The 23,422-nt window shown below is 58.4% G+C and carries 20 protein-coding genes; 15 read left to right on the forward strand and 5 right to left on the reverse strand.

Annotated elements, in window-relative coordinates; genetic code table 11:
• Positions 1 to 15 precede the first annotated feature (15 nt).
• The 5 genes from cobA (at position 16) to CVU69_04715 (ending at position 7,360) form a co-directional block, all read left to right on the forward strand.
• Positions 16 to 1,533, forward strand: a complete 1,518-nt coding sequence (gene cobA, locus CVU69_04695) for a uroporphyrinogen-III C-methyltransferase (GenBank protein PKN13048.1) — start codon at positions 16 to 18, stop codon at positions 1,531 to 1,533.
• 25 nt (positions 1,534 to 1,558) lie between these two features.
• Positions 1,559 to 2,227 (forward strand): ribulose-phosphate 3-epimerase, encoded by a 669-nt coding sequence (locus CVU69_04700; GenBank protein PKN13002.1) that lies wholly within the window; start codon positions 1,559 to 1,561, stop codon positions 2,225 to 2,227.
• On the forward strand, positions 2,224 to 2,640 hold the full coding sequence (locus CVU69_04705; GenBank protein PKN13003.1) for a hypothetical protein: 417 nt from the start codon (positions 2,224 to 2,226) through the stop codon (positions 2,638 to 2,640). The genes CVU69_04700 and CVU69_04705 overlap by 4 nt, the downstream gene beginning before the upstream one ends.
• Positions 2,641 to 2,883: 243 nt before the next feature.
• On the forward strand, positions 2,884 to 4,842 hold the full coding sequence (locus tag CVU69_04710; GenBank protein PKN13004.1) for a dihydropyrimidine dehydrogenase subunit A: 1,959 nt from the start codon (positions 2,884 to 2,886) through the stop codon (positions 4,840 to 4,842).
• 79 nt (positions 4,843 to 4,921) lie between these two features.
• Positions 4,922 to 7,360 carry an NADH-quinone oxidoreductase subunit G gene (locus tag CVU69_04715; protein ID PKN13005.1) on the forward strand — a complete coding sequence of 813 codons (2,439 nt, stop codon included), beginning with the start codon at positions 4,922 to 4,924 and terminating at the stop codon, positions 7,358 to 7,360.
• Positions 7,361 to 7,620: 260 nt separating this feature from the next.
• Here the strand turns inward: CVU69_04715 and tkt are convergent, their stop codons facing one another.
• Positions 7,621 to 9,612, reverse strand: coding sequence for a transketolase (tkt, locus tag CVU69_04720; GenBank protein PKN13049.1), 1,992 nt, complete (start codon positions 9,610 to 9,612; stop codon positions 7,621 to 7,623).
• 300 nt (positions 9,613 to 9,912) lie between these two features.
• Here tkt and CVU69_04725 point away from each other — a divergent pair, with 300 nt between their 5' ends.
• From CVU69_04725 to CVU69_04750, 6 genes are all read left to right on the forward strand, one after another.
• Positions 9,913 to 10,395, forward strand: coding sequence for a CarD family transcriptional regulator (locus CVU69_04725; protein ID PKN13006.1), 483 nt, complete (start codon positions 9,913 to 9,915; stop codon positions 10,393 to 10,395).
• Positions 10,396 to 10,489: 94 nt separating this feature from the next.
• Positions 10,490 to 11,188, forward strand: coding sequence for a 2-C-methyl-D-erythritol 4-phosphate cytidylyltransferase (ispD, locus tag CVU69_04730; GenBank protein ID PKN13007.1), 699 nt, complete (start codon positions 10,490 to 10,492; stop codon positions 11,186 to 11,188).
• Positions 11,185 to 11,673: a 2-C-methyl-D-erythritol 2,4-cyclodiphosphate synthase gene (locus CVU69_04735; protein ID PKN13008.1), complete on the forward strand. Its 489-nt coding sequence runs from the start codon at positions 11,185 to 11,187 to the stop codon at positions 11,671 to 11,673. The genes ispD and CVU69_04735 overlap by 4 nt, the downstream gene beginning before the upstream one ends.
• 105 nt (positions 11,674 to 11,778) lie before the next feature.
• The gene (gene aroC / locus CVU69_04740; GenBank protein PKN13009.1) at positions 11,779 to 12,858 is read left to right on the forward strand and encodes a chorismate synthase; all 1,080 of its coding nucleotides are present in this window, start codon (positions 11,779 to 11,781) and stop codon (positions 12,856 to 12,858) included.
• A 1-nt stretch (position 12,859) separates the two neighbouring features.
• Positions 12,860 to 13,843 (forward strand): serine/threonine protein kinase, encoded by a 984-nt coding sequence (locus CVU69_04745; protein PKN13010.1) that lies wholly within the window; start codon positions 12,860 to 12,862, stop codon positions 13,841 to 13,843.
• Positions 13,844 to 13,865: 22 nt separating this feature from the next.
• The gene (locus tag CVU69_04750) at positions 13,866 to 14,771 is read left to right on the forward strand and encodes a transporter (protein ID PKN13011.1); all 906 of its coding nucleotides are present in this window, start codon (positions 13,866 to 13,868) and stop codon (positions 14,769 to 14,771) included.
• An 89-nt stretch (positions 14,772 to 14,860) separates the two neighbouring features.
• Here CVU69_04750 and CVU69_04755 read toward each other — a convergent pair whose 3' ends face one another.
• Both CVU69_04755 and CVU69_04760 read right to left on the reverse strand, forming a co-directional pair.
• Positions 14,861 to 15,835 (reverse strand): UDP-N-acetylenolpyruvoylglucosamine reductase, encoded by a 975-nt coding sequence (locus CVU69_04755; protein PKN13012.1) that lies wholly within the window; start codon positions 15,833 to 15,835, stop codon positions 14,861 to 14,863.
• 75 nt (positions 15,836 to 15,910) lie between these two features.
• Positions 15,911 to 16,444, reverse strand: a complete 534-nt coding sequence (locus CVU69_04760) for a peptidylprolyl isomerase (protein ID PKN13013.1) — start codon at positions 16,442 to 16,444, stop codon at positions 15,911 to 15,913.
• Between the two features lie 172 nt (positions 16,445 to 16,616).
• On the opposite strand from CVU69_04760, the gene CVU69_04765 reads away from it, so the two are divergent.
• From CVU69_04765 to CVU69_04775, 3 genes are all read left to right on the forward strand, one after another.
• Positions 16,617 to 17,069 carry a hypothetical protein gene (locus CVU69_04765; GenBank protein PKN13014.1) on the forward strand — a complete coding sequence of 151 codons (453 nt, stop codon included), beginning with the start codon at positions 16,617 to 16,619 and terminating at the stop codon, positions 17,067 to 17,069.
• A 21-nt stretch (positions 17,070 to 17,090) separates the two neighbouring features.
• On the forward strand, positions 17,091 to 18,686 hold the full coding sequence (locus tag CVU69_04770) for a transporter (protein ID PKN13015.1): 1,596 nt from the start codon (positions 17,091 to 17,093) through the stop codon (positions 18,684 to 18,686).
• Between the two features lie 68 nt (positions 18,687 to 18,754).
• A complete protein-coding gene (locus tag CVU69_04775) occupies positions 18,755 to 20,395 on the forward strand; it encodes a long-chain fatty acid--CoA ligase (protein PKN13016.1) in 1,641 nt (546 codons plus the stop codon).
• 74 nt (positions 20,396 to 20,469) lie between these two features.
• On the opposite strand, the gene CVU69_04780 is transcribed toward CVU69_04775, so the two are convergent.
• Together CVU69_04780 and CVU69_04785 are read right to left on the reverse strand one after the other, a co-directional pair.
• A complete protein-coding gene (locus CVU69_04780; GenBank protein ID PKN13017.1) occupies positions 20,470 to 21,006 on the reverse strand; it encodes a rubrerythrin family protein in 537 nt (178 codons plus the stop codon).
• A gap of 28 nt (positions 21,007 to 21,034) precedes the next feature.
• On the reverse strand, positions 21,035 to 21,535 hold the full coding sequence (locus tag CVU69_04785) for a ferritin (GenBank protein PKN13018.1): 501 nt from the start codon (positions 21,533 to 21,535) through the stop codon (positions 21,035 to 21,037).
• Positions 21,536 to 21,931: 396 nt separating this feature from the next.
• Between CVU69_04785 and CVU69_04790 the strand changes: the two genes are divergently transcribed.
• Positions 21,932 to 23,389: a cytochrome C gene (locus CVU69_04790; protein PKN13019.1), complete on the forward strand. Its 1,458-nt coding sequence runs from the start codon at positions 21,932 to 21,934 to the stop codon at positions 23,387 to 23,389.
• Positions 23,390 to 23,422 lie beyond the last annotated feature (33 nt).

A 23,422-nucleotide genomic window follows, 5' to 3' on the forward strand; every position in this document is an offset into this window, starting at 1 on the left:
CAACGGATTGCCATCATGAATCCCGGTATCGTTTATCTTATCGGCGCCGGCCCCGGCGATCCGGGATTGATTACCGTGCGTGGGCGCAACTGTCTGCGCCGCGCCGAGGTGATCGTTTACGATTATCTTGCCAATCCAGTATTGCTGTGCGAAGCGCCCCAGGCAAAGAGGATCTACGTCGGCAAAAGCAAGGGTTTGCATCATCTCCCGCAGGAAGAGATTAATACCCTGCTGGTCGAGTTGGCCAGACAGGGGAAGATCGTCGCCCGACTCAAGGGCGGGGATCCTTATGTCTTTGGCCGTGGCGGCGAAGAAGCGCTCTGTCTGGCTCAGGCGGGCATCCCCTTCGAGGTGATCCCCGGCGTCACTGCCGCTTTTGCTGCCGGTGCCTATGCGGGAATTCCCCTGACCCATCGCGATTACACTACCAGTCTCGGCCTCTTTACCGGTCACGAAGATCCCGCCAAGAAACTTTCGACCCTCGACTGGGAAAAGCTCGCCACCGGCGTCGGCACCCTGGTCTTTTATATGGGAATGAGCAATCTTGACACCATCGCCAGGGAGTTGATCGCGCACGGTCGCCCGGCGCTGACCCCGGTGGCGGTAATCCGTTGGGCAACCCTCCCTGCACAGGAGACTCTCGTCGCCCCGCTGAGCGAGATTTCCGCGGTCGTCGCCGCCGCAAACTTCAAGCCACCGGCGATGATCATTGTCGGTGAGGTCGTTGCCCTTCGAGAACAGTTGAGCTGGTTTGATCGCAAGCCGCTCTTCGGTCGCACTATCCTGGTGACGCGGGCAGCGGAGCAGGCCGGTGAATTTTCGATGATACTCCAAGAACTTGGCGCCAAGGTGGTTGAATGTCCGACGATCCGTCTCGATCCGGTCGCTGATCCAGCAGAACTCGATGCGGCGATCTCTGAACTGTCGACCTGTTCCTGGCTGATTCTCACTTCGGGGAATGCCGTCCGTTTCTTCTTTGCCCGCCTGGCGGCGCTGGGGCTCGATGCCCGTGCCATCGGGCGCTGTCGGGTCTGCGCTGTCGGTCCCAGGACCGCCGCTGCTCTCCGCACCTTTGGGATTTATGCCGATCTGGTTCCTCCCGACTACAAGGCAGAAGGGGTAGTCGACGCTCTCGCGCCCCTGCTGGGCAAGGGGGAAAAGATTCTCTTTCCCCGGGTCGACAAGGCCCGGGATGTCATTATCAGCGGACTCACGACCCGCGGTGTTGAGGTGTTGGCGCCGGTTCTTTACTGCAATACTGTCCCGGTTACCCCGCCGGTTGACGCCCTTGCCGCCCTGGAGTCGGGCGGGATCGATGCGATCTGTTTTACTGCCTCCTCTACCGTTGAAAATTTGCACACCATCCTCGGCGCGGCCGAGTTCCATCGTCTGCTGGCGCCGCTGGCGATTGCCTCGATCGGGCCGATTACCAGTCAGCGCTGTGCACAACTCGGCTTGCCGGTGACGGTGGAACCGGCAGAATATACACTGCACGCTTTGGCTGCAGCTTTGGTCAGCTATTACTCCGCATAAGACCACCTTCTCTTTGGAGTCCAATATGATTAAAATCTCTCCCTCGATCCTTTCTGCCGACTTTTCCCGTCTTGGTGAAGAAATCCGCGCCATCGATGTTGGCGGCGCCGACTATATCCATGTCGATGTTATGGATGGCCATTTTGTGCCGAATATTACTATCGGCCCACTGGTGGTCGATGCGGTGCGCAAGATCACGGCTAAACCTCTCGACGTCCATCTGATGATCGAAAATCCTGACCGCTACATCCCCGATTTTGCCAGGGGCGGAGCTGATCTGATCACTGTCCATCAGGAAGCTGTGCCGCACCTGCACCGCACGATTCAACTGATCAAGAGTCTCGGCAAGAAGGCCGGAGTTTCGATCAATCCGGCAACGCCGGTTGCGTCTCTCGACGTTATCCTCGACGACCTCGATCTCGTCCTGCTCATGAGTGTTAATCCCGGTTTCGGCGGCCAGAGTTTTATCCCTGCGACCCTTGCCAAGATTGCCGCTCTGCGCCAGCGCATTGAAGAGCGAGGCCTGTGTGTAGAGATAGAAGTCGATGGCGGCGTCAAGGTTGAGAATATCGGTCGCATTGCCGCTGCCGGGGCTGATGTCTTTGTCGCCGGCAGTGCTGTCTTCTCCACCCCGGATTATGGGCAAACCATATCTCTGCTGCGGCAAAATGCCATAGAAGGGGGAGGGAGATGATCCGCCGCTCGCCGCTCGTTCTGCTCCTGCTCACGATCTTCCTTTCCGGTTGTATGACGAATCTGTTGCGGCCGCCGCGCGATGAGTGGCCGGAGATTGGTCATGAATTTGCCAAGTCACTGCGCTGGGGAGGGCCGATTCTGGCGGCGACCTTCTTTACCGAAAACGCCCGCCCGGCATTTTTGGCTGCTTATGGCGATGATCAGGGGCTGCAGATGACCAACGTTCGTCACGATGCCGGAGGTCCTGCCGTTGGCGATAAGGTACAGGGCGTTCTGACTGTCGAGTATTATCGCTCTCCTTCGGTCTCGGTCAAAAATAACCACATTCCTCTGGAGTGGAGCTGTATCGAAGCTGGGAGATTTCTCCCCTGCCGCTGGCAGATTACGACGTTGCTGCACCGTCTGCCATAAATTAAAAGAAGAAAAAAGTTAGTGAAGGAAATAGGGGAAGATTCAGGATTTTATGGTCTTTTCCTGCGTTTAAGCAGGGAAGTTTCTCCTTGATTTGCGCACCTTCATATGCTATTTAGCTCTCTGCTGTATACAAGAATGGGGCACGTCTGCGCTTAGTGCGCCAGGACGATGTTCCGTCTGTCATCTGTAGCCGGTACGGATGGATGAGTCACTTTTATCCGGACCGGACAGGAGGTTGCTTTGTCTCAGGTTGTTTTTTCCAGTTGGGGTCGCAAGGTTGTCGATCATCGAGTGAGCGGCGGTGATGCCGATCTTGCTTCGCTCAAGCTGAAGTTGAGCGATACTTATCTTGAACAGGGGAAGGTTGGCGCTTTCTTTGGTTGGGACGGGATCATTGTCCTCGATCGCACTACCGACATTGTCGCCATGGCCGCCGAATATATGACGCGGGTGCAGGAGAAGTATTGCTGCGCAAAATGTACCCCGGGTAAACGTGGTACGCGGATTTTGCAGGATACGCTGACGCGGATTGTCAGCGGCCAGGGGCAGGAGGCTGATCTCGGCACCATCGAAGAGGTCGGCGATCTCCTGCAAAGCTGTAAATGTACCCTGTGTATGACTTCGGTCATCCCGGTCCTTGATACGGTCAAGCATTATCGCGCTGATTATCTCGCCTACATTCGCGGTGAGCGGACGTTGCAGCCGGCCAAGGCCTATAAGGAGAAGTTAACCGCTCCTTGTATGGATCGCTGCCCGGCTCATATCGACATCCCCGCTTATATCGAAGAGATCAAAAATTACCGTTTTGACGATTCTCTTGGGGCTATCCGTCGCAACATGCCGATCCCGGCGGTCTGCGGCCGCGTCTGTCCGCACCCCTGCGAAAAGGCCTGTCGCCGCGCCCTTGTCGACGAACCGGTCAGTATCATGGTCCTCAAGCGGGTCGCTGCCGACCACGAATGGATGCATCACAAACAGCCGCCGATGGTTGCCAAGGCGCCAACCGGCAAGAAGGTGATTGTCGTCGGCGCCGGCCCTGCCGGCCTCACCTGCGCTTTCTATCTTGCCCTCGAAGGGCACAAGGTCAAGATTATCGACATGCTCGGCGAGCCGGGCGGCACTGTGGCGGTCGGTATCCCGGACTACCGGATGCCGCGTCATCTGCTGCGCCGCGATGCCGAGATTATTGCCAGTCTCGGTGTTGAGGTCGAATACGGCGTCAAGCTTGGTCGTGATGTCTCCCTCAAGCAGTTAAAAGAAGAATATGATGCGGTCTTCCTCGGCACCGGCGCCTTCAAGTCTAAACCGATGGGTGTCGAAGGCGAAGATGCCGGCTACGAAGGCTTCTCCCCCGGCGGTATCCACTACCTGCGGGCCGTCGCCCTGGGTGAGCCGATTGTCACTCCGAAGCGTGTTATCGTTGTCGGCGGCGGGAATACAGCTATTGACTGCGTCCGCGTTGCCCTGCGTGAAGGGTGTGAAGATTCGATCCTCGTTTACCGCCGCACCCGCAAGGAGATGCCGGCCGAACCGTATGAGGTCGATGATGCCGAGGAGGAGAACGTCCAGTTTGAATTCCTGCGTAATCCGACCCGCCTGATCGCTGAAAACAACAAGGTTGTCGGCGTTGAGGTGGTGGTCATGGCTCTCGGTGAACCGGATGCGTCCGGCCGTCGCAGTCCGAAGCCGGTCCCCGGCAGCGAATATGTTATCCCCTGCGATCTTGTCATCCCCGCCATCGGTCAGGATCCCGATCTCGATTATCTCGGGCCGGAAGATTTCGGCATCAAGATGACGAAGTGGAGCAGTATCGTTACCAAAGGCGGCACGATGATGACCGACTGCGCCGGGGTCTTTGCCGGCGGTGACTGCGAGTACGGTGCCATGACTGTCGTCGTTGCCGTCGGACACGGACGTCGCGCCGCCCGCGCCATGCATCGTTACCTCTCCGAAGGGAAAGCTTATCTCGACGACGAGGATGCCATGGAGGATATCGTCAACAACTTTGGCGCCTTCGATCCGAACGAAAATGTCGGGATTATCGGCCACCTGCACCGCGAACATCAGCCGAAGATCAATGGCGCCGAACGGGCGAAGAATTACGATGAGCTCGAACTCGCCATGCCGGAAAGCCAGGCGGTGCGCGAAGCCGAGCGCTGTCTGCGTTGCTATCGCGTCGGAATGGTGGCGGTCGCCTGAGATCGCCCTGCCGGATGCCGGCCTTGACCGGAACAAAATCCTTTGTTGAATTATTGCTTAAAGACGAGAGAGCCGATTCATGATCACTCTGAAGATTAACGGACAGACGGTCCAGATCGAAAAGGACGCCACCATCCTCGCGGCGGCCGAGAAGACCGGCATTCGCATCCCCACCTTGTGCTATCTCAAGAAGGTCTCACCCACCGGCGCCTGCCGCATCTGTGTGGTCGATGTCAAAGGCGCCGAGAAGCCGATGGCCTCGTGCCATACTCCGGCGGAAGAAGGGATGGAGGTCACCACCGAGTCGCCGCGCCTGAGTAAAATCCGCAAACAGGTGATCGAACTCCTCCTCGTCAATCATCCCCTCGACTGTCCGGTCTGCGATGCTGCCGGCGAGTGCGAGCTGCAGAATATCTGTTATGAGCACGACGTTACGACTCAGCCCTTTGTTGCCGAGGATGTCAACGCCGATGCAATCACCGGCTGGCCGCTCATTGAGCAGGTTCCCAACCGCTGCGTGATGTGCGAAAAGTGTGTCAAGGTTTGTCACGAAGTCATCGGGGCCGATGCCCTTTGTGTCAATCTCAAGGGGGATCGCGCCTTTATCGACAAGAACCTCGCCAAGTGCGAATTTTGCGGCAACTGCGTTCAAGTCTGTCCGACCGGGACGATGATTTCCAAACCCTTCAAATTTCAGGCGCGCGGCTGGGAGCTGAGCAAGGTGCCGAGCACCTGCACCAGCTGTGGCAGTCAGTGTCAGATCGAACTCAACGTCAAGAATAACCGTCTCTTCCGGGTGACCTCAACGGACGGAGTGACCTGCAACGACGGAAATCTCTGCTTTAACGGCTTCTTTGGTAGTGATTATGTCCATTCGCCGTTGCGCCTGACCGCGCCGTTGCTTAAAAGTGGCAACCGGCAGCGTCGCGTCGATTGGGACGAAGCCTTGAACGCTGCTGCCACCGCACTGCAAAGCGGCAAGGTCGCCGGTATTGCCGGTAATCGTCTGACCAATGAAGAGGCTTTCCTTTTTCAGCACCTCTTCCATCAAGGACTAGGCTGCAACGATTTCGACAGCGAGTCCAGGTTCGGGATCCAGCGGGCCTATGATCTTCTGCAAACCCACTTTGGGATGCAGGGCGGGACGTTTGGTCTCGATCGCATCGCTGCGGCGTCGGCGGTCCTGGTCATCGGCGCCGATCCGACGGCCGAAGCGCCGGCTGTCGACTGGCTGACCCAGCAGGCCTGTCGCAAAAATGACGGAAAGATGGTCGTCGTCAATGCCCGCACAATTAAGCTCAGCCAGTACGCCAACGTACCGATGACCTGTCGTCCTGGCAGCGAAGGGATCGTCGCCGGCGCTCTCGCTCGCTTGATCCTTGATCAGGGGCTGGCGGATAGTGGCTGGCTCGCCGCCAAGGTTGCGAACCTTGCTGAACTCCGCGCTGCTTTGGCCGGCGTCAACATCGATCAGGCGGCTGCAGCCTGCGGCGTCAGCCGTGCCCTCCTGGAAGAAGCCGCCGAACTTCTCGGGCGCGCCCCTTCCGTTGCCATTGTCTTTGGCGGCGACATCTACCGCGAGTCGCAGTTTGCCGGGACGATCGGTGCCATTCTCAACTTAGCGCTGATCAGTGGTGCCCTGCAGGGTGAAAGTGGCGGTCTCTATCCGATCGGCGCCGGTGCCAACAGCCAGGGGTTGCTGAAGATGGGGGTGGCGAGTGATCTCTTCCCCGGCGGGCAGAAGGCACCGACTTCGGGACGCGACCTCGGCGAGATCTTGGTTGCCATTGAAACCGGAGAAGTGCGCACTCTCTTTGTTACTGGCGCGAACCCCTTGGCCTTTCCAGAGAGCGGGCGTTGGCAAAAAGCTCTGGCTCAACTCGACTCCTTGATTGTGCAGGATTGCCTTGCCTCGGAATTGACTGATATGGCGCAGATTGTCCTCCCCGGCGCCTCCTTTGTCGAGAAGAGCGGTACTGTCACCTCCTCGGCCCACAAGATCAGTACTTTAGCTGCGGCGATTGCCCCTGTTGGCTCCGCTCGCCCCGATCAACAAATTCTCGGTGATCTCCTTGCCCGGATCGCTCCGGCTGCCGTCCTCGATCCTGTCCAGTTGGCAGCGGAAGTTGCCCGTTGCAGCGTTCTTTCCGCGTTGCCCTCGACTTTGCGGGCGGCGCCAATGCCGCTCGCCGAGCCGCTGCCATCTCCAGTCCTCCTTGCCGGTAAAGATCTTTATTATGCGGCGGCGACCAACAGTGCCTCAGCGGCGAGTCATGTCGTCGTTCCCGGCGGCTACATTGCCCTTAATCCGACTGATGCCGCGGGACTTGGCGTCAAGGCCGGCGAAAAGCTCAAAATCACTTCAAAACAGGGGATTCTCGAAGGATCGGTACATCTCCTGGCTACGGTCCCGGCCGGTGTCTGTTTCGTCCCTTACAATTGTGCGGATGTCAATGTGCAGGCGATTCTTCCCTCTTTTGGCTCCAACACTGAAACGGTCACGCTCAGCAAGGCTTGAACATTGTTATTTTAGAAATTTCTATAAAATTCTACACTTTCAAAAAAAGCCGCCGCCTTGAGATCAATCGAGGCGGCGGCTTTTTTTGTGGCAGAACGTTCAGTATGAGATTGCCTTCGTCCGTAGAATCACCGGTTCCTCGACCAGCAGAGCCTTAAATGGATCAGATATGATTTGATGAGCCGAGACGACTCGTCCCCCCCGAGCACAGTGACGGGGAGGACGAGAAGGTGAGCAGCAGAGTGAGAAAGCGGATGAAGCTAGCCGCGCAGCAGTTGGCGGGCCTTTTCGACGATGTTGGCGCTGGTGAAACCGAAGCGGCGCAGGACTTCATCGCCGGGGGCGGATTCGCCGAAGTGATCGACGCCGATGCTGAGGCCGCTGTCGCCGACATAGCGGCTCCAGCCGAAGGTGCAGCCGGCTTCGATAGAGATACGTTTCTTTACGGTCGGCGGCAGGACGCTGGCGCGGTATTCCGCGCTCTGCGCTTCGAAGCGTTCCCAGGAGGGCATGCTGACGAGGCGGGCGGCAACGCCGGATGCGGTCAGCTCCTTCCAGGCATCGTGGGCCTGATGGAGTTCGGCACCGGTGGCGATGAGGATGATCTCCGGCCGGCCGTTGGCGGCATCGGCGAGGATGTAGGCGCCCTGCTGCACTCCGCTCGCCGGGGCGAGGACGGAGCGGTCGAGGATCGGCAGGTTCTGCCGGCTCATCAGCAGGATGACGGGTCCGTCGTTGCGGGTCATGGCGATCTTCCAGGCTTCGACTGCTTCGGTGGCATCGGCCGGGCGGAGGATGACAAGATTCGGCATGGCGCGCAGGCTGGCGAGCTGTTCGATCGGCTGATGCGTCGGGCCGTCTTCGCCGACCGCGACCGAATCGTGGGTGAAGATATAGGTGCCGCGCAGCTTGCTCAGGGCAGCGACGCGGATCGAGGGACGCAGGTAGTCTGAGAAGACAAAGAAGGTCGAGCAGAAAGGGAGAAGTCCGCCGTGCGCGGCAAGGCCGTTGGTGATCGCCCCCATGGCATGTTCACGCACCCCGAAAGCGATGTTGGCACCGTGGTAGCCCCAGCCGCCCTTTTCTGCCCCCTGCAGGCCGGCGACTTCCATGAGGGGCGACTGGAAGTTTCCTTTCCCCTTGAGGTTGGTCTTGGTCGAAGGATCGAGGTCGGCGGAGCCGCCGATGAGATTATGGACGCTGGCCGCGATGGCGTTCTCGATCTCACCGCTGGCAGCGCGGGTGGCGATGGTTTTGCCGGGGAGATAGGTCGGCAGGGCGGCGTCCCAGCCGGCCGGGAGCTGGCCGCCAAGGAAGAGATCCCATTCCGCTTTCTGTTCCGGATATGCATTGCCGTAGTCGGCGAGGAGCTTTTCCCAGGCGGACTGACTGGCTGCGCCAGCATCAACACTGGCGCGGTAAATCTCCAAAGCTTCGGTCGGGACGGTGAAGGGTTCGGTCGCTGTCCAGCCGAGGTTGAGTTTGGTCTTGCCGACTTCGTCGGCACCCAAGGGAGAGCCGTGCGCATCGCAGCTGTCCTGGCGGTTGGGGCTGCCGAAGCCGATGTGGGTGGTGACGACGATCAGCGTCGGTCGGTCGGTCTCGGCCTTCCCTGCTACGATGGCGGCGTCGATGGCACTGGCGTCGTGGCCGTCGGCAACAGCGAGAACCTGCCAGCCGCATGCGACAAACTTGGCGGCGATATCTTCGGTAAAGGAGAGGCGGGTGTCGGCGGCGAGGGAGATGCCGTTGCTGTCATAAAGGCAGATCAGCTTGCCGAGACGGAGATGACCGGCCAGGGAGATCGCCTCGGTCGAGATTCCTTCCATCAGATCACCGTCGCCGACCAGGGTGTAGGTGGTGTGATCGACGATCGGGAAGTTGTCGCGGTTGAAACGGGCGGCGAGGTAGCGTTCGCCGATCGCCATACCGACGGCATTGGCAATCCCCTGCCCGAGGGGCCCGGTGGTGACTTCGACGCCGGCGGTCATGTGACTTTCAGGGTGACCGGGGGTGCGACTCCCCCAGGAGCGGAAAGCTTTGAGGTCGTCGAGGCTGAGATTGTAGCCGGTGAGATGGAGGAGCGCATAAAGTAGGGAGGAACCGTGTCCGGCGGAGAGAACAAAGCGGTCGCGATCCGGCCAGGTCGGGTCAGCCGGGTTATGGCGGAGGTGGCGGGTCCAAAGGGCGTAAGCCATGTCGGCGGCGCCCATCGGCAGGCCGGGGTGACCGGAGTTGGCTTTCTCGACCATGTCAACAGCGAGCAAACGCAGGGTATCAGCACACAATTTATCTTGTTGTTTCGAAGGGATAGCAGTCACGGAAGGGGCTCCTTGAAAAGATTAAGCCTTAAGCGGCGCGTCATTGTAGCGCGAAAGCCCGGCAAGACAAAGATATTTCGTTGCAGAATCAAGCTTTTTGGCAACGATCATCACGTCCATTATGGCGCTTGATGGATTGCTCTGTCTTTCTGTAAGCCCGCGTTTTTTCGAGTGTTGACTTGACTTTTCTGGATTTGACTGGTATCTTCTTTAGGTTGCATGGAGGTACAAATGTATAAAATTGGTGAAATGGCCGTTTATCCGGCCCAAGGGGTAGGAATCGTCGAGTCGATCGAAGCCAAAGACTTTGGCGGCGAGACCCACGATTTTTACATTCTGCGCATTGTCGACACCGACACGACGATTATGGTTCCGACCAAGAATGCCCACAATGTCGGTCTGCGCCGACTGGTGGGGGACGACGAGATTCGTGATGTCTTCTCGCTCCTTGGTAAACCGCTGGAGATCCGCCCGGTCCTGACTTCGTGGAGTCGGCGGCAGCGGGAGTATCAGGACAAGATCAAGACCGGCGACATCTTTGGCGTGGCCGAAGTGTTACGGGAACTCTGCCTGATTCGCGGCGCCAAGGAACTCTCCTACGGGGAGAAGAAGGTGCTGGAGCACGCCCGCCGTCTGCTGGTCAAGGAGATTGCCCTGTCGCAGGGGTCGGCGGAAGATCTCGTCGCCGCCCGTGTCGACGGCACCTACATGTAAAAGTCAACGGGGCCGCAGTTACAATCGCATGAAAAAGACCGCTGCTATAGCGGTCTTTTCATTAAAATCCCCCGTCAGCCCCTCGCGAGAATCTATGGCCAACGTTGCCATCATCCCTGCCGCCGGCACCGGCAGCCGCATGCAGGCCGGCATCAACAAACAGTATCTTCTGCTCGCCGGTCGCCCCATCCTGTTTCATACCCTCGCTCTCTTTGCTGCTCACCCCCGTATCGACCGGATCTGCATTGTTGTCCCGAGCGAGGAGATAAACTACTGTCGCAGCGAAATCGTCGCGCTGTACGGGCTGGAAAAGGTCAGTGCCATCATCGCCGGTGGTCCCTCCCGTCAGGATTCTGTTGCTAACGGTCTTCTCGGCTGCAACGCCGAGGTCGATGACCTCGTAGTTATCCACGACGGCGCCCGCCCCTTGTTGCGCGCCACCGACCTTGACGCTCTCCTCAATGCTGCCGCCAAAAGTGGCGCAGCGGTTTTGGGTGTGCCGGTCAAGGATACAATCAAACAGGTACAGGAGGGCGTCATCGTCGCCACTCCGGAGCGCAGCTCTCTCTGGCAGGTGCAGACGCCGCAGGTCTTTCGCTACGGGCTCCTCCTTGCCGCTTACGGCCAGGCGCGCGCCGACGGCTTTACCGGCACCGATGACGCGATGCTCGTTGAACGCTTGCAATATCCGGTAACCATGGTGCCGGGGAGTTACCGCAATATCAAGATTACCACCCCCGAAGATCTGTCCATCGCCAGTGCCTTTCTCGCCACCCAAGGAGCCTCGTCATGATCCGCATCGGTCACGGTTACGATGTTCATACCCTGGTCAAGGAGCGTGCCTTGATCCTCGGCGGCGTGACCATTCCCTATCCCCTCGGCCTCCTTGGCCATTCCGATGCCGACGTCCTTGTTCATGCTCTCTGTGATGCCTTGCTTGGCGCCATTGGCGCCGGCGATATCGGCAAACACTTTCCCGACAACGATGTCAGCTTGAAGGGGATCGACAGCTTTAAACTGCTGGCGACGGTGCTGGAGAAGGTAACGCAGCGCGGCTATCGTCTCGGCAATCTCGATGCAACGATCATTGCCCAGCAGCCCAAGCTCGCTCCCTTCATCCCGCAAATGCGCGAGAAGCTCGCTCTTGCTTGTGCGTGCAGCATCGAACAGGTCAACGTCAAGGCGACGACGACCGAAGGGCTCGGTTTTGAAGGGCGCTGCGAAGGGATCTCCGCCCACGCCGTCGTCCTGCTGATCGCTGCCGGCGTTCCGACCTGAGCTAATTCCCCTTCCCCCGCTTCTTTCTGGAATTTCCTCCGCAAATAAGCTAAGGTCGATGCCCTACGGAGCTGATACTCCCTTAGCTTTTCTCAGGAGGCACCCATGTCCAGCACTTTCGGCACCCTCTTTCGTTGTACCACCTTTGGGGAATCGCATGGCGACGGCGTCGGCGTCGTCGTCGACGGCTGTCCCTCCCTCCTCCCGCTTTGTGCGGCCGAGATCCAGAGTCAGCTCGACCGGCGGCGTCCCGGACAGAGTGCGGTGGCGACGCCGCGCGCTGAAGCCGATCAGGTGCGCATCCTTTCCGGCGTCGAAGGGGGATTGACCCTCGGTTCACCCATCGCCCTGCTGGTCGAGAACAGCAGCCAGCGCCCTGGTGATTACGGCGCCATGAGTCAGATTCCGCGGCCGTCCCATGCCGATTATACCTACCAGATGAAGTACGGCCTGCGCTCCGCCAGTGGCGGCGGCCGCGCCAGCGCCCGCGAGACGATCGGCCGCGTCGCTGCCGGTGCCATTGCCGAACTCTTTTTGCAGCGCAGCCACGGCATCGAGATTGTCGCCTGGGTGAGTAGTGTCGGCCCGATCGATGCCCCGGTTGTTGATCCGCTCACCATTCAACGCGAACTCGTCGACCGCACCATCGTCCGCTGTCCACATGGGCCGACAGCGCAGAACATGGAGGAGGAAATCCTCGCTGCCCGCGGCGAGCACGATTCGGTCGGCGGCGTCATCTCCTGTGTCTGTCGCAATGTGCCGGCCGGTCTCGGCGAGCCGGTCTTCGGCAAGCTGGGCGCCCTCTTGGCGCAGGCGATGCTCTCACTCCCCGCCGCCAAGGGCTTCGAGATCGGCTCCGGCTTTGCCGGCAGCCGCATGCGCGGTTCGGTTCACAACGATCCCTTTGTGCGCAAGGGAGATCGTCTCGGCACCAGCAGCAACCACAGCGGCGGGGTGCAGGGGGGGATCAGCAACGGCGAGCCGATCCTCTTCCGGGTTGCCTTCAAGCCGGTGCCGACCATCGGCCGGGAACAGGCGACCGTCGACTTTAGCGGCGAGCCGACCCTCCTCGCCGCCAAGGGCCGACACGACCCCTGCGTCGTCCCCCGTGCCGTGCCGATCGTCGAAGCGATGGCGGCGCTGGTCCTTGCCGACCTGACGCTACTGCAGCGGCGGATGGGCTGAGATGAAGAATAGCGAGCACCCCTTTACCACTCTTACTCCCGAGCGGGTCATGGATGCGGTGGAGAGCTGCGGTTATCGCTGCGATTGCCGCACCTTTGCCCTCAACAGCTATGAAAATCGTGTCTACCAGGTTGGCATCGATGACGGCGCACCGCTCATCGCCAAATTCTATCGCCCCGAGCGCTGGAGTGTCGCTCAGATCCAGGAAGAGCACCGTTTTACCCTCGAACTTGCCAGCCATGAACTTCCGGTCGTCGCTCCCCTCTGCGGCGAGGATGACGTCACTCTCCACCGCTTTGCCGGTTTCCACTTTGCCCTTTATCGCCGCGAAGGCGGCCACGCCCCGGAGTTCGATGACCCCGAGCAGCTCCTCAGCCTCGGCCGCTGTCTCGGCCGCATCCACCGTATCGGTGCGGTTCGCCCCTTCCGCCATCGCCCGCCCCTCGACCGCGCCACCTTCGGGGTGCAGAGCGTCGACCTCCTGCGCGAGCGTTTTGTCCCGCCCGAATATCTCGCTAATTACACCGCCGTCAGCAGTGACCTCCTTGCCGCCATCGATACCCACTTTGCCGCGGCCGGCGAAGTGGCGCTGATCCGTACGCACGGCGACTGCCACAGCGGCAACATCCTCTGGCGGGGGAACGGCCCGCACTTTGTCGACTTCGACGATGCGCGTATGGCGCCGGCCGTGCAGGATCTGTGGATGATGCTCTCCGGTGATGATGAAGCCAGGCGCGGACAGATCGAAATTCTCCTGGCCGGTTATGACGAGTTCCACGACTTCGACCGCCGTGAACTGCGCCTGATCGAAGCGCTGCGCGCCCTGCGTATGCTCCATTACTGCGCTTGGCTGGCGAACCGATGGAGCGACCCGATCTTCCCTGCGACCTTTAGCTGGTTTAATACCTCGCGCTACTGGGAAGGCCATATCCATGAACTGCGCGAACAACTGGCGCAGATGCAGGAACCTTTTTTAGAGCTGTAACGAATCCGTCGGGAGTTGGTCCATGCATAATTTTGTCCTTCTCATCGCCTGCTTCCTTATCGGCATCGGCCTGCGCCAGACCGGACGCTTTCCCGAGTCGGCCGCAGCCACCCTCAACGCCTTTATCATTCATGTTTCGCTGCCGGCAATCACCCTCCTGCACATTCACAAACTCAAACTCGATCCGGCCCTGATCTATTCGGCCCTGATGCCGTGGCTGCTCTTTGCTGCGGCCATCCCCTTCTTCTGGGGGGTGGGGAAGTTACTTCGCCTCGATAAAGCCAGCATCGGCGTTCTCATCCTCGTCGGCGGCCTCGGAAATACCTCCTTTGTCGGCCTGCCGATGATCGAAGCTTACTACGGTAAAGAGTTTCTTCCGGTCGGTCTGATTGTCGATCAGTTCGGCTCCTTTCTCGTCCTCTCCACCCTCGGTATCGCCGTCGCGACCTACTGCTCGTCCGGTGCAGTCTCGGCGGGGATGATGCTGCGCAAAATCCTCCTCTTCCCCCCTTTCCAAGCGTTGGTCATCGCCTTTCTTCTCCGTCCCGTCCCCTACCCGGAATGGCTGATCATCGTGCTGCAGCGCCTTGGCGATACCCTGACACCCCTGGCCCTCGCCTCGGTCGGATTTCAGCTTCGTTTTGCCGGCATCGGCGGCGAACTCAAGGCGCTGAGCACCGGCCTTTTGTACAAACTCCTCCTCGGGCCGGCGTTGATGTTCCTTCTCTTTGTCCTCCTCCTCGGCGGCAGCGGCACCACACTGCAAGTGACGATCTTCGAAGCGGCGATGGCACCGATGATCTCCGCCGGCATCATCGCCAACGATCATCAGCTCAATCCGCGCTTGACCAACCTCATGATCGGCATCGGTATTCCCCTCTCTTTTCTCACTCTCGCCCTTTGGCATTGGCTGCTGCGCGGTATTTGAATATAGATTGCTGACAGTGGCAGGACTATAACGACAAAAGGCACCCCATAGAGGATGCCTTTTGTCGTTATTTTCTGTGAAGCAAGTGCTCAGGGGCGCGGGCAAGCCAGATGCGCCGGTACGATCTCGCAGGTGGGGTTGACGTAGCGCACTTCGCAGTCGAGTTCAAAGCCGATGGCTTTGCGGACCTCGGCGCGGATGGCAGTGATCAGGGTCAGGACATCGTCGGCAGTGGCGCCACCGCGGTTGACGATAAAGTTGGCATGCCGCAGAGAGACTTCCGCTCCGCCAACCCGCCGCCCTTTGAGGCCGCGCTCTTCGATGATACGACCGGGCGGCCCGACGCTGGCATGCATGGCGGCGCTGCTGAGAAAGACCGAACCGCAGTTGGGGAGACGTAAAGGAAACTTCTGCCGCCGCTCGCGCAGATCGGCAAGCATGGCCTGACGGATAACGCGGCGATCGCCGCGGGGGCAGGCGAGGTCCACTCTGACGACGACTCCACCGTTTCCCTGCAAAGCGCTGTGGCGGTAGGAAAAGTCGCAGGCTGTTGCGCTCAATTCTTGAATCTCCCCTTCCGGAGTGACGAGGGTGACGCGCTCGACCAGATCACCGATACATTGGCGATGGCTGCCGCCGTTCATCAGAACCAGTCCGCCGACGGTGCCGGGGATACCGATAATATGTTCCAGTCCGGTCAATCCGGCCTGTTGGGCTTTGCGGGCGAGGCCGGGGATCCAGACCCCCGCCTCGGCTCTTATCCGTTCTTCTTCGATTTGCAGACTGGAAAAGTGCTGGCCAAGGCGCAGGACGATGCCGCGTACGCCGGCGTCGCTGAAGAGGAGATTGCTCCCTTGACCGATGACGACGCAGGGAAGGGCGTGTTGGTAGGCAAAGCGGCGAAGGCGCTGAATCTGGGCGATATTTTGCGGTTCGACCAGGAGATCGGCGGGGCCGCCGATGCGCCAGGTGCAGTAATTCCTCAGAGGGGCGGCAAAGGTACAGAGACCAACATCGAGTCGGGAGAGTTCTGTCAGGAGGGAGAGTCGGGCGGCGTTGGTCATGGGCAGGCTGCCATTATTAACAAGAAAAGGGGCGTCGTTTGCAGACGCCCCTTTTCCAGGTTCAGTGTGTGGCGGTTAGGCCGGGAGAATTTCGATGAGCTCGATGTCGAAGGTCAAATCTTCGCCGGCCAAGGGGTGATTGGCGTCAAAGGTGATGGTCTTCTCGTCGGCATCGATCACGACAACTTCCATGCTTTCGTCATTTTCGTCGGTGAGGACGAGTTCGGCACCGATCTCGGGAATGAGATCGCTCGGCAGTTCGCTGCGCTCGATGACCATGACCCGCTCTTCGTCGTATTCGCCAAAAGCGTCGACAGCCGGAATGACGATGGTTTTGGTCTCGCCCGGCGACATGCCGATCAGACCTTCTTCAATCAGTTCAAAGAAGTCGCCTTCGCCGATCGTTAGTTCCATCGGGCCGACTTCCGAATCGCAACCACAATCGTCGCCCGCATCCGAGCAGCAGCTGCTATCTTCGCAGCTCGAATCATCGCAGCCGCAGCCATCGTCATCACATTCGCCGGGGCGGGTCGAATCGATGATGGTGCCGTCTTCCAGTTTGCCGGTGAAATCGATTCTGACGCGATCCCCTTTTTTTACCTGTGCCATATGAATCCCTTTCTTCTTAACGTATGTGGTGGAATTGATCGTTTAGGATACGGCATGAACGCGCGTTGCGTCTACAGAAAAGCCGGTGGAACAAAGAAAAATAATTTAGCGAAGGAGGTATCTGTTTATCTAATTTGACAAAGCGTACAGGAGTCGACTAATTTGCCGCACTATGGATTTTACCAATCTCGACCCCGCGACCGGCTATCTGGCCCTCTTCGCCCTGAGTTTTACCGCCGCAACCCTCCTCCCTCTCGGTTCGGAATGGCTGCTGGCGGCGTTGCTCCTCAAGGGGGGCGAGCCGGTTGTGCTTGTCTCTATTGCCACCCTCGGCAACCTGCTCGGGGCGGTGACGACCTGGCTGATCGGGCGTTATGGCGGCGATTTTCTCATCCGGCGCTGTCTGCGCATCGATGCCGAAACGCAGAGAAGAGCCGAGGAGCGTTATGGCCGCTATGGCATCTGGTCGCTGTTGTTCTCCTGGGTGCCGCTGATCGGCGATCCTCTTTGTCTTATCGCCGGGATTTTTCGTGTACGTCTGACCCTCTTCATCCCTCTGGTCGGCGCCGGCAAACTCGGACGCTATGGCCTGCTCGCCTGGGCGGTCGTTGCGGGGGTGAATTGAAATGCTAGTGAGTGAGGCACAATGTCTTTGATCTATGACCCGATCTTCCTTCTGCTGTTGATCATCGTCCTTGGCGAGCTCCTTGGCAAGGTGCGCATTGCCGGCTTTGTCATCGGTCCGGCGGCGACGATCTTCGTTGCCCTTGCTTTCGGCCACTTTGGTATTCTCCTTCCCGAGGGGATCCGCAATATCGGCCTTGCCATGTTCATTTACGCAGTCGCCCTGCAGTCGGCCCCGGGGTTCATCAACTCCTTTCGTCATCACGGTCTGGCGATGGCCCTCTGCGTTCTCGCCGTTGCCGCCACCGGCGCCCTCACTGCTTACGGCGCATCGCTCCTCTTCGATTTTGATCCCGGCACCGTCGCCGGCTTGATGGCCGGGAGCATGACCAGCACTCCGGCCCTGGCTGCCGCCGTCGATCTCCTCGGCCCCGGCGCTGCCACTGCCGCTTACGGGGTCACCTACGGCTTCGGTGTACTTGGCGTTGCCCTCTTTGTCCAACTCCTCCCCCGTCTGAGCAAGCGAGCGATCAAAGAGGAGGAAGCCAGCCTCAAGGCCGAACTTGATCGGGACAATCCGCCGATCAGCTCCATCCACCTTGAAATCACCAACCCCGGGATTGCCGGCCGCCGCGTCGACTCCCTCAAGCTGCAGGCGATTGCGCCGGTGACGATTACCCGCCTTCTGACCCAGGGGGCGAGCGAACCGGTGCTGGTGCGGGGAGGGACGATCTTTAGCCTTGGCGACCGCATCCGGGTGGCTGGTCGGCCCGATGATCTGGCGCGCATCTCCCCCTTTCTCGGTCACCCGATCGAAAAGGAGATCGCCTTTGATCGTGTCCTGTCGAAGAAGAGCATCGTCGTTTCACGCCGTAAAATCGTCGGTAAGACTCTGGGCTTCTTTAATGTCCGGGAAGTCTTCAATGTGCAGATCACCCGGGTCACCCGTAACGGTATCGATCTTCCGCCGGCGATCGATCTGCGCCTCCATCTTGGCGATGTTCTCCATGCAGTCGGCGACGAGCGGTCGCTGGAGAATGTCACCCGTATCATCGGCAACGATGTCAAGGCGACCTACGAGATCGGTATGCTGCCGATCCTGATGGGTCTTCTGGTCGGCTTTGCTCTCAGTCGCATTACCCTGCCGCTCCCCTTTTTCGGCGACTTTACCCTCGGGACCACCGGCGGAGTCCTTATCGCCGGTCTTTTTCTTGGCAGCCTATACAGCACCGGGCCGCTGATCTGGGATGTGCCGGCCGCTGGTAACCGCCTGATCCGCGACCTTGGTCTTGCCCTCTTCATGGCCGCGGTTGGCACCGCTGCCGGCGGCACTCTCATTGCCACACTGCAACAGCAGGGATTCAGCCTCTTTGTCGCCGGGGTGGCAGTGACACTTCTCCCCCTCACTGTCGGCGCTGCTCTCGGGCTCCTTTACTTTCGCATCAACTTCCTCCGTCTCCTCGGCGTTCTGGTCGGCGCCATGACCAGCGCTTCCGGCCTTGCCGCTGCCAATAATCTCTCGGCCACCCCTTATGCCGCCTCCGCCTACGCCACCGTCTATCCGCTGGCGATGATCGCCAAGATTGTTGCGGTGAAGATTCTGGTGATGATCCTTTAAGCTCCGGATAAAAAATGTTATAACGGGTTGCCTGATCGGCTTAATTTTCTTCCCGCAGGAGCCCCCTCATGCCCGAAAATCTCATTGTCCGCACCCCCTCGGCTTACGATTATCCCTTGCTGATCAAGAATCTTCTTTCTACGCCGATTGTCAATAACCCGGCGCAGGAGATCGTCTATCGTGATCAAGTGCGTCACACTTACCGTGACCTGCATCGGCGGATTCAGTCTCTGGCGGGTGCCCTGACCGCCCTCGGGGTCAAGCGCGGCGATACAGTGGCGGTGATGGACTGGGACAGCCATCGTTATCTCGAACTCTTCTTTGCCGTGCCGATGCTCGGCGCGGTCCTCCATACGGTTAATGTCCGCCTCTCACCGGAGCAGATCCTTTATACGGTCGATCATGCCGAAGATGACCTGATTCTCGTCCACAGCGATTTTTTGCCGATCCTGGAGCAGATTCGCGGCCGCATCGAGTTGAGTCACGGTTATGTCCTCCTCAGCGATGACGCCGTGCAGCCGGAGTCTTCGATCCCCTTTGTTGGGGAGTATGAAGCCCTCCTCGAAGCGGCGACTGATCACTTTACCTTCCCGGATTTTGACGAGAATACCCGCGCCACGACCTTTTATACCACCGGCACGACCGGGCTCCCCAAGGGGGTTTACTTCAGCCATCGGCAGCTCGTCCTCCATACCCTCGGCGTTTTGGCGACCCTCGGTGCCAAAACCCAGGGGAGCTTTCATCGCGACGATGTCTATATGCCGCTGACGCCTATGTTTCATGTTCATGCCTGGGGGATGCCCTATGTAGCGACGATGCTCGGGGTCAAACAGGTCTATCCGGGGCGCTATCTGCCCGATCATCTCCTGTCGCTGATCGACCGGGAGAAAGTGACCTTTTCACACTGTGTGCCGACAATTCTGCACATGCTCCTCAAACATCCGCACGCCGCAACGGTCGATCTCTCTGCCTGGAAGGTGATCATCGGCGGTGCCGCCTTCCCGCGCTCTCTCTGTCTGGAGGCGCTGAGTCATGGCATCGATGTCTTCAGTGGCTATGGCATGTCAGAAACCTGCCCGATCCTGACCTTTTCGCAGCTCACCAGGGAGATGCTTGCTCTCTCCGCTGAAGAGCAGGCAGTGATTCGCTGCAAGACTGGACTGGCTCTACCGTTGGTCGATCTGCGGATTGTCGATGCAGAGATGAAGGAACTCCCCTGGGACGGTGTCAGCCCCGGCGAGATTGTCGTGCGGGCGCCGTGGCTGACTCAGGGATATCTCAAGGAGCAGAAAGCTTCAGAGCGCCTCTGGGAAGGAGGGTATCTGCATACCAATGATGTGGCAGTTCGCGATGCAAGTGGTTATGTGCGGATTACCGACCGGACCAAGGATGTCATCAAGGTCGCGGGGGAGTGGGTCTCCTCCCTGGAGTTGGAGGATATTCTCGCCCATCATCCCGCCGTGGCCGAGGTGGCGGTTATTGCTCTGCCTGACAACAAGTGGGGGGAACGGCCCTTGGCTCTGGTCGTCGCCAAGGCCGGGCATGAGCTCACTGAAAAGGAGTTAAATCATCATGTGCGGGAGTATGCCGAGACCGGGGTGGTGAACAAGCAGGTGGTGCTGATGAAGGTACGTCTGATTGAGGCGATCGACAAGACCAGCGTCGGCAAGATTAACAAGGTCGCCCTGCGTGAAAAGTACCTAAAATAAAAAGAAGCGCCCCCTGGAACTTTGCCATCATTCCGGGGGGCGCTTTTATCTGGGGAGCCGGTGGTTCGGTCCGGTTAGTAGTGCTCTTCGACGAGTTCGAAGTAGCCTTGCGGATGTTTGCAGACCGGGCAGACCTTCGGGGCTTCGACGCCTTCATGGAGATGACCGCATTTGCGGCAGCGCCAGCGGGCTGACTCTTCCTGCTTGAAGAGGGTCCCGGCTTCGAGCTCTTCCAGGAGTTTTTGATAGCGTTCCTGATGGGCCTTTTCGATCTTGCCGATTGCCTGAAAGAGAAAGGCGATTTCCGGAAAGCCTTCTTCCCTGGCCTGTTGCGCCATACGCGGATACATCTCGCTGAATTCGTCCATCTCGCCGGCCGCGGCCGCCCGCAGGTTGTCAGCGGTGTTGCCGATGCCGTTCAGGAGCTTGAAGTGGAGCTTGGCATGTTCCATCTCATTCTCGGCGGTTTCGAGAAAGTAGGCGGCAATTCTTTCGTAGCCTTCTTTTTGTGCCACCTTGGCAAAATAGGTGTACTTGTTGCGCGCCTGCGATTCTCCGGCAAAGGCGTCATGCAGGTTCTGTTCGGTTTTACTTCCTTTGAGTTCGGGCATGGGGCACTCCTGTGAGGGGTTGAAGAACTTATTTCATCGCACCGATCATGAGATTGAAATCTTCGAGGAGGGATTGCAGATCCTCTTCGTGTTCGACTTCCTGCTGGATAATCTGCAGGACCATGTTGTAGGTAACCGGATCCGCTTCTCTGGTTAAATCGAGAAGGTGTTTATAGGTCGTGATCGCGCACTGCTCGCCTTTGATGTTCTGCACCAAAAGCGTCTTGACGAAGGGATCATCGGGCGCATCATAACCGCAGTTGGTCAGTTTGTACCAATCTTCCGGCTTGGTCGGCGGGGTGCCACCGAGTTGAATGATGCGCATGGCGACCATGTCGGCGTGCAGTAACTCTTCCGTCGCATGCTGTAAAAGTTCCGCGCCGACCGCATCCTTCATCGGCCCCTTGACCAATTTGGCGCCCAGCCAGTATTGGTGATAGGCGAGCCACTCATCGCAGTAGGCGCGCCGTAGCAGATCCAGCAGGACCTCGACATCCATGCCAATAATTTCGCGACCTTTTGATCCCATGTTAAAATCCTTTCCGGGGCTAAGCAGAAATTAACCTTCCTCTCATATGTATTTTACGTGTCGTCAGGGCAAAGTCAACAAAACACCTGTGTCCTTTGGGGAAAGTTCGCTTCGCTAGAGCAAAGGCCTTATGAAGCTGAATGTTTTTCTGCGGGATTGACTTAGGTTCAGGGAATTCTCTGGTATAAATCAAGGAGTCCGCGTTGTAATCTCCTGTCCGGCAAAGTCGAAGGTGAAAAGAAGTTTTGTCGGTGACCTCCTTAATTTGACTTGCCGCTGGTTGATAATGACGTTTCTTCAGGAGATTAGGAAAAATTAGGTTGGGGAAAAATAAAATGTGTTTGATAATGAGCGCCTGACTTGTTTAATTTTAAAACAGAAGAGGATTGCTAAGCTATGGCCAGTCTCTCCAGCGTCATCTTGTCATTATTCAAAGGGATTCAACAGAGCAAGGCTTCTCGCTGGGGAGCGCTCATCACCATGGGTGTCTTTCCGATACTGCTAGGAGCGATCATCCTTGATCTGTTGGGTTATGTCACCAACGCATACTACGGTTTCTTTATCTATATGATCCTCGGCCCGGTTTTAATCTTCGGGTTGGTTCTGATCTTTGTCGGCCTCTTCTTCTTCAAGGGGAGCCGTGAAGTCCAACTCTTCACCATGGAGTATCTCCAGGAGCAGGTCAGCGATCCGCTACGCTTTGCCCGGATAAAGAAGCTCATTGTTCTCGGTGTTGCTCTGACCGTTGTCAATATCGGCGTCTTCGGCGTCCTCGCGTACAGTGGCTACCACTACATGGAGTCGGTCGAATTCTGCGGTCAGTTTTGCCACACGGTCATGAATCCCGAGTATGAGACCTACAAACGCTCACCGCACTCCCGTGTCCCTTGCGTTGAATGTCATATCGGCAGCGGGGCAGAGTGGTTTGTCAAATCTAAACTTTCCGGGACGCGTCAGCTCGTGGCCGTTGCTCTCAATACCTACCCCCGGCCGATTGCGACTCCGGTGCACGGCCTGCGCCCGGCCAGGGAAACTTGTGAAGAGTGTCATCGCCCCGAACTTTTTCATGGCGAGAAACTGGTTATACGTGAACATACCCTTGACGACGAAGTTAATTCCAAAACCAATACTGTGCTGATGATGAAGATCGGTTCGGCCGGCGACCGGGCGGTAAGTTCACACGGCATTCACTGGCACGTCTCTCCGGAAAATACGATCACATATCTTTCGGATGCAGCGCGGCAGGTGATCTCCGAAGTCACCCTCACCCGGGGGGACGGCACCAAAACAGTCTTCCGCTCCGGCGCCAAACTCGACAGTGGGAAAGGTGAAAAAAGCAAATTCGAGGTGCGAACCATGGACTGCATCGATTGTCACAACCGTCCGTCGCACATCTACCTTTCGGCCGAGGAAGCGATTGATCTCAAGTTTGCAGAAGGAAAGATTCCGCGAGATCTTCCGTTCATCAAGCGCGAAGCGCTGAAGGCTGCCAACAAGAGCTACAAGAGCGCTGCGGCTGCCAAGATCGGGATTGCTGCTGATTTGCAGGCTTTTTATCAGCAGAATTATCCGGAGATCGTGAAACAGAAGGGGGCACAGTTTCTCCAGTCGATCACCGGGGTTCAGGCTGCTTATGGTGAGAATGTCTTCCCCGATATGAATATCGGCTGGGGGAACTACACCTCGCTGCTGCAGCACGGGCCGGACTTTGACAAAGGCTGTTTCCGCTGCCATAGCGGTGAGCATGAATCCGATACGGGCGAAATCATCTCTTCCGACTGCGACAATTGCCATACTATTTTGGCCGAGGGTGAAAAGAATCCGGCTATTCTCAAAATTATTCGTGGCGAATAATTTCAAACTATCAATAAAACGGGGCAGCTGCCG

The organism is Deltaproteobacteria bacterium HGW-Deltaproteobacteria-4 (assembly GCA_002841765.1).
Lineage (GTDB): Bacteria > Desulfobacterota > Desulfuromonadia > Desulfuromonadales > UBA2197 > UBA2197.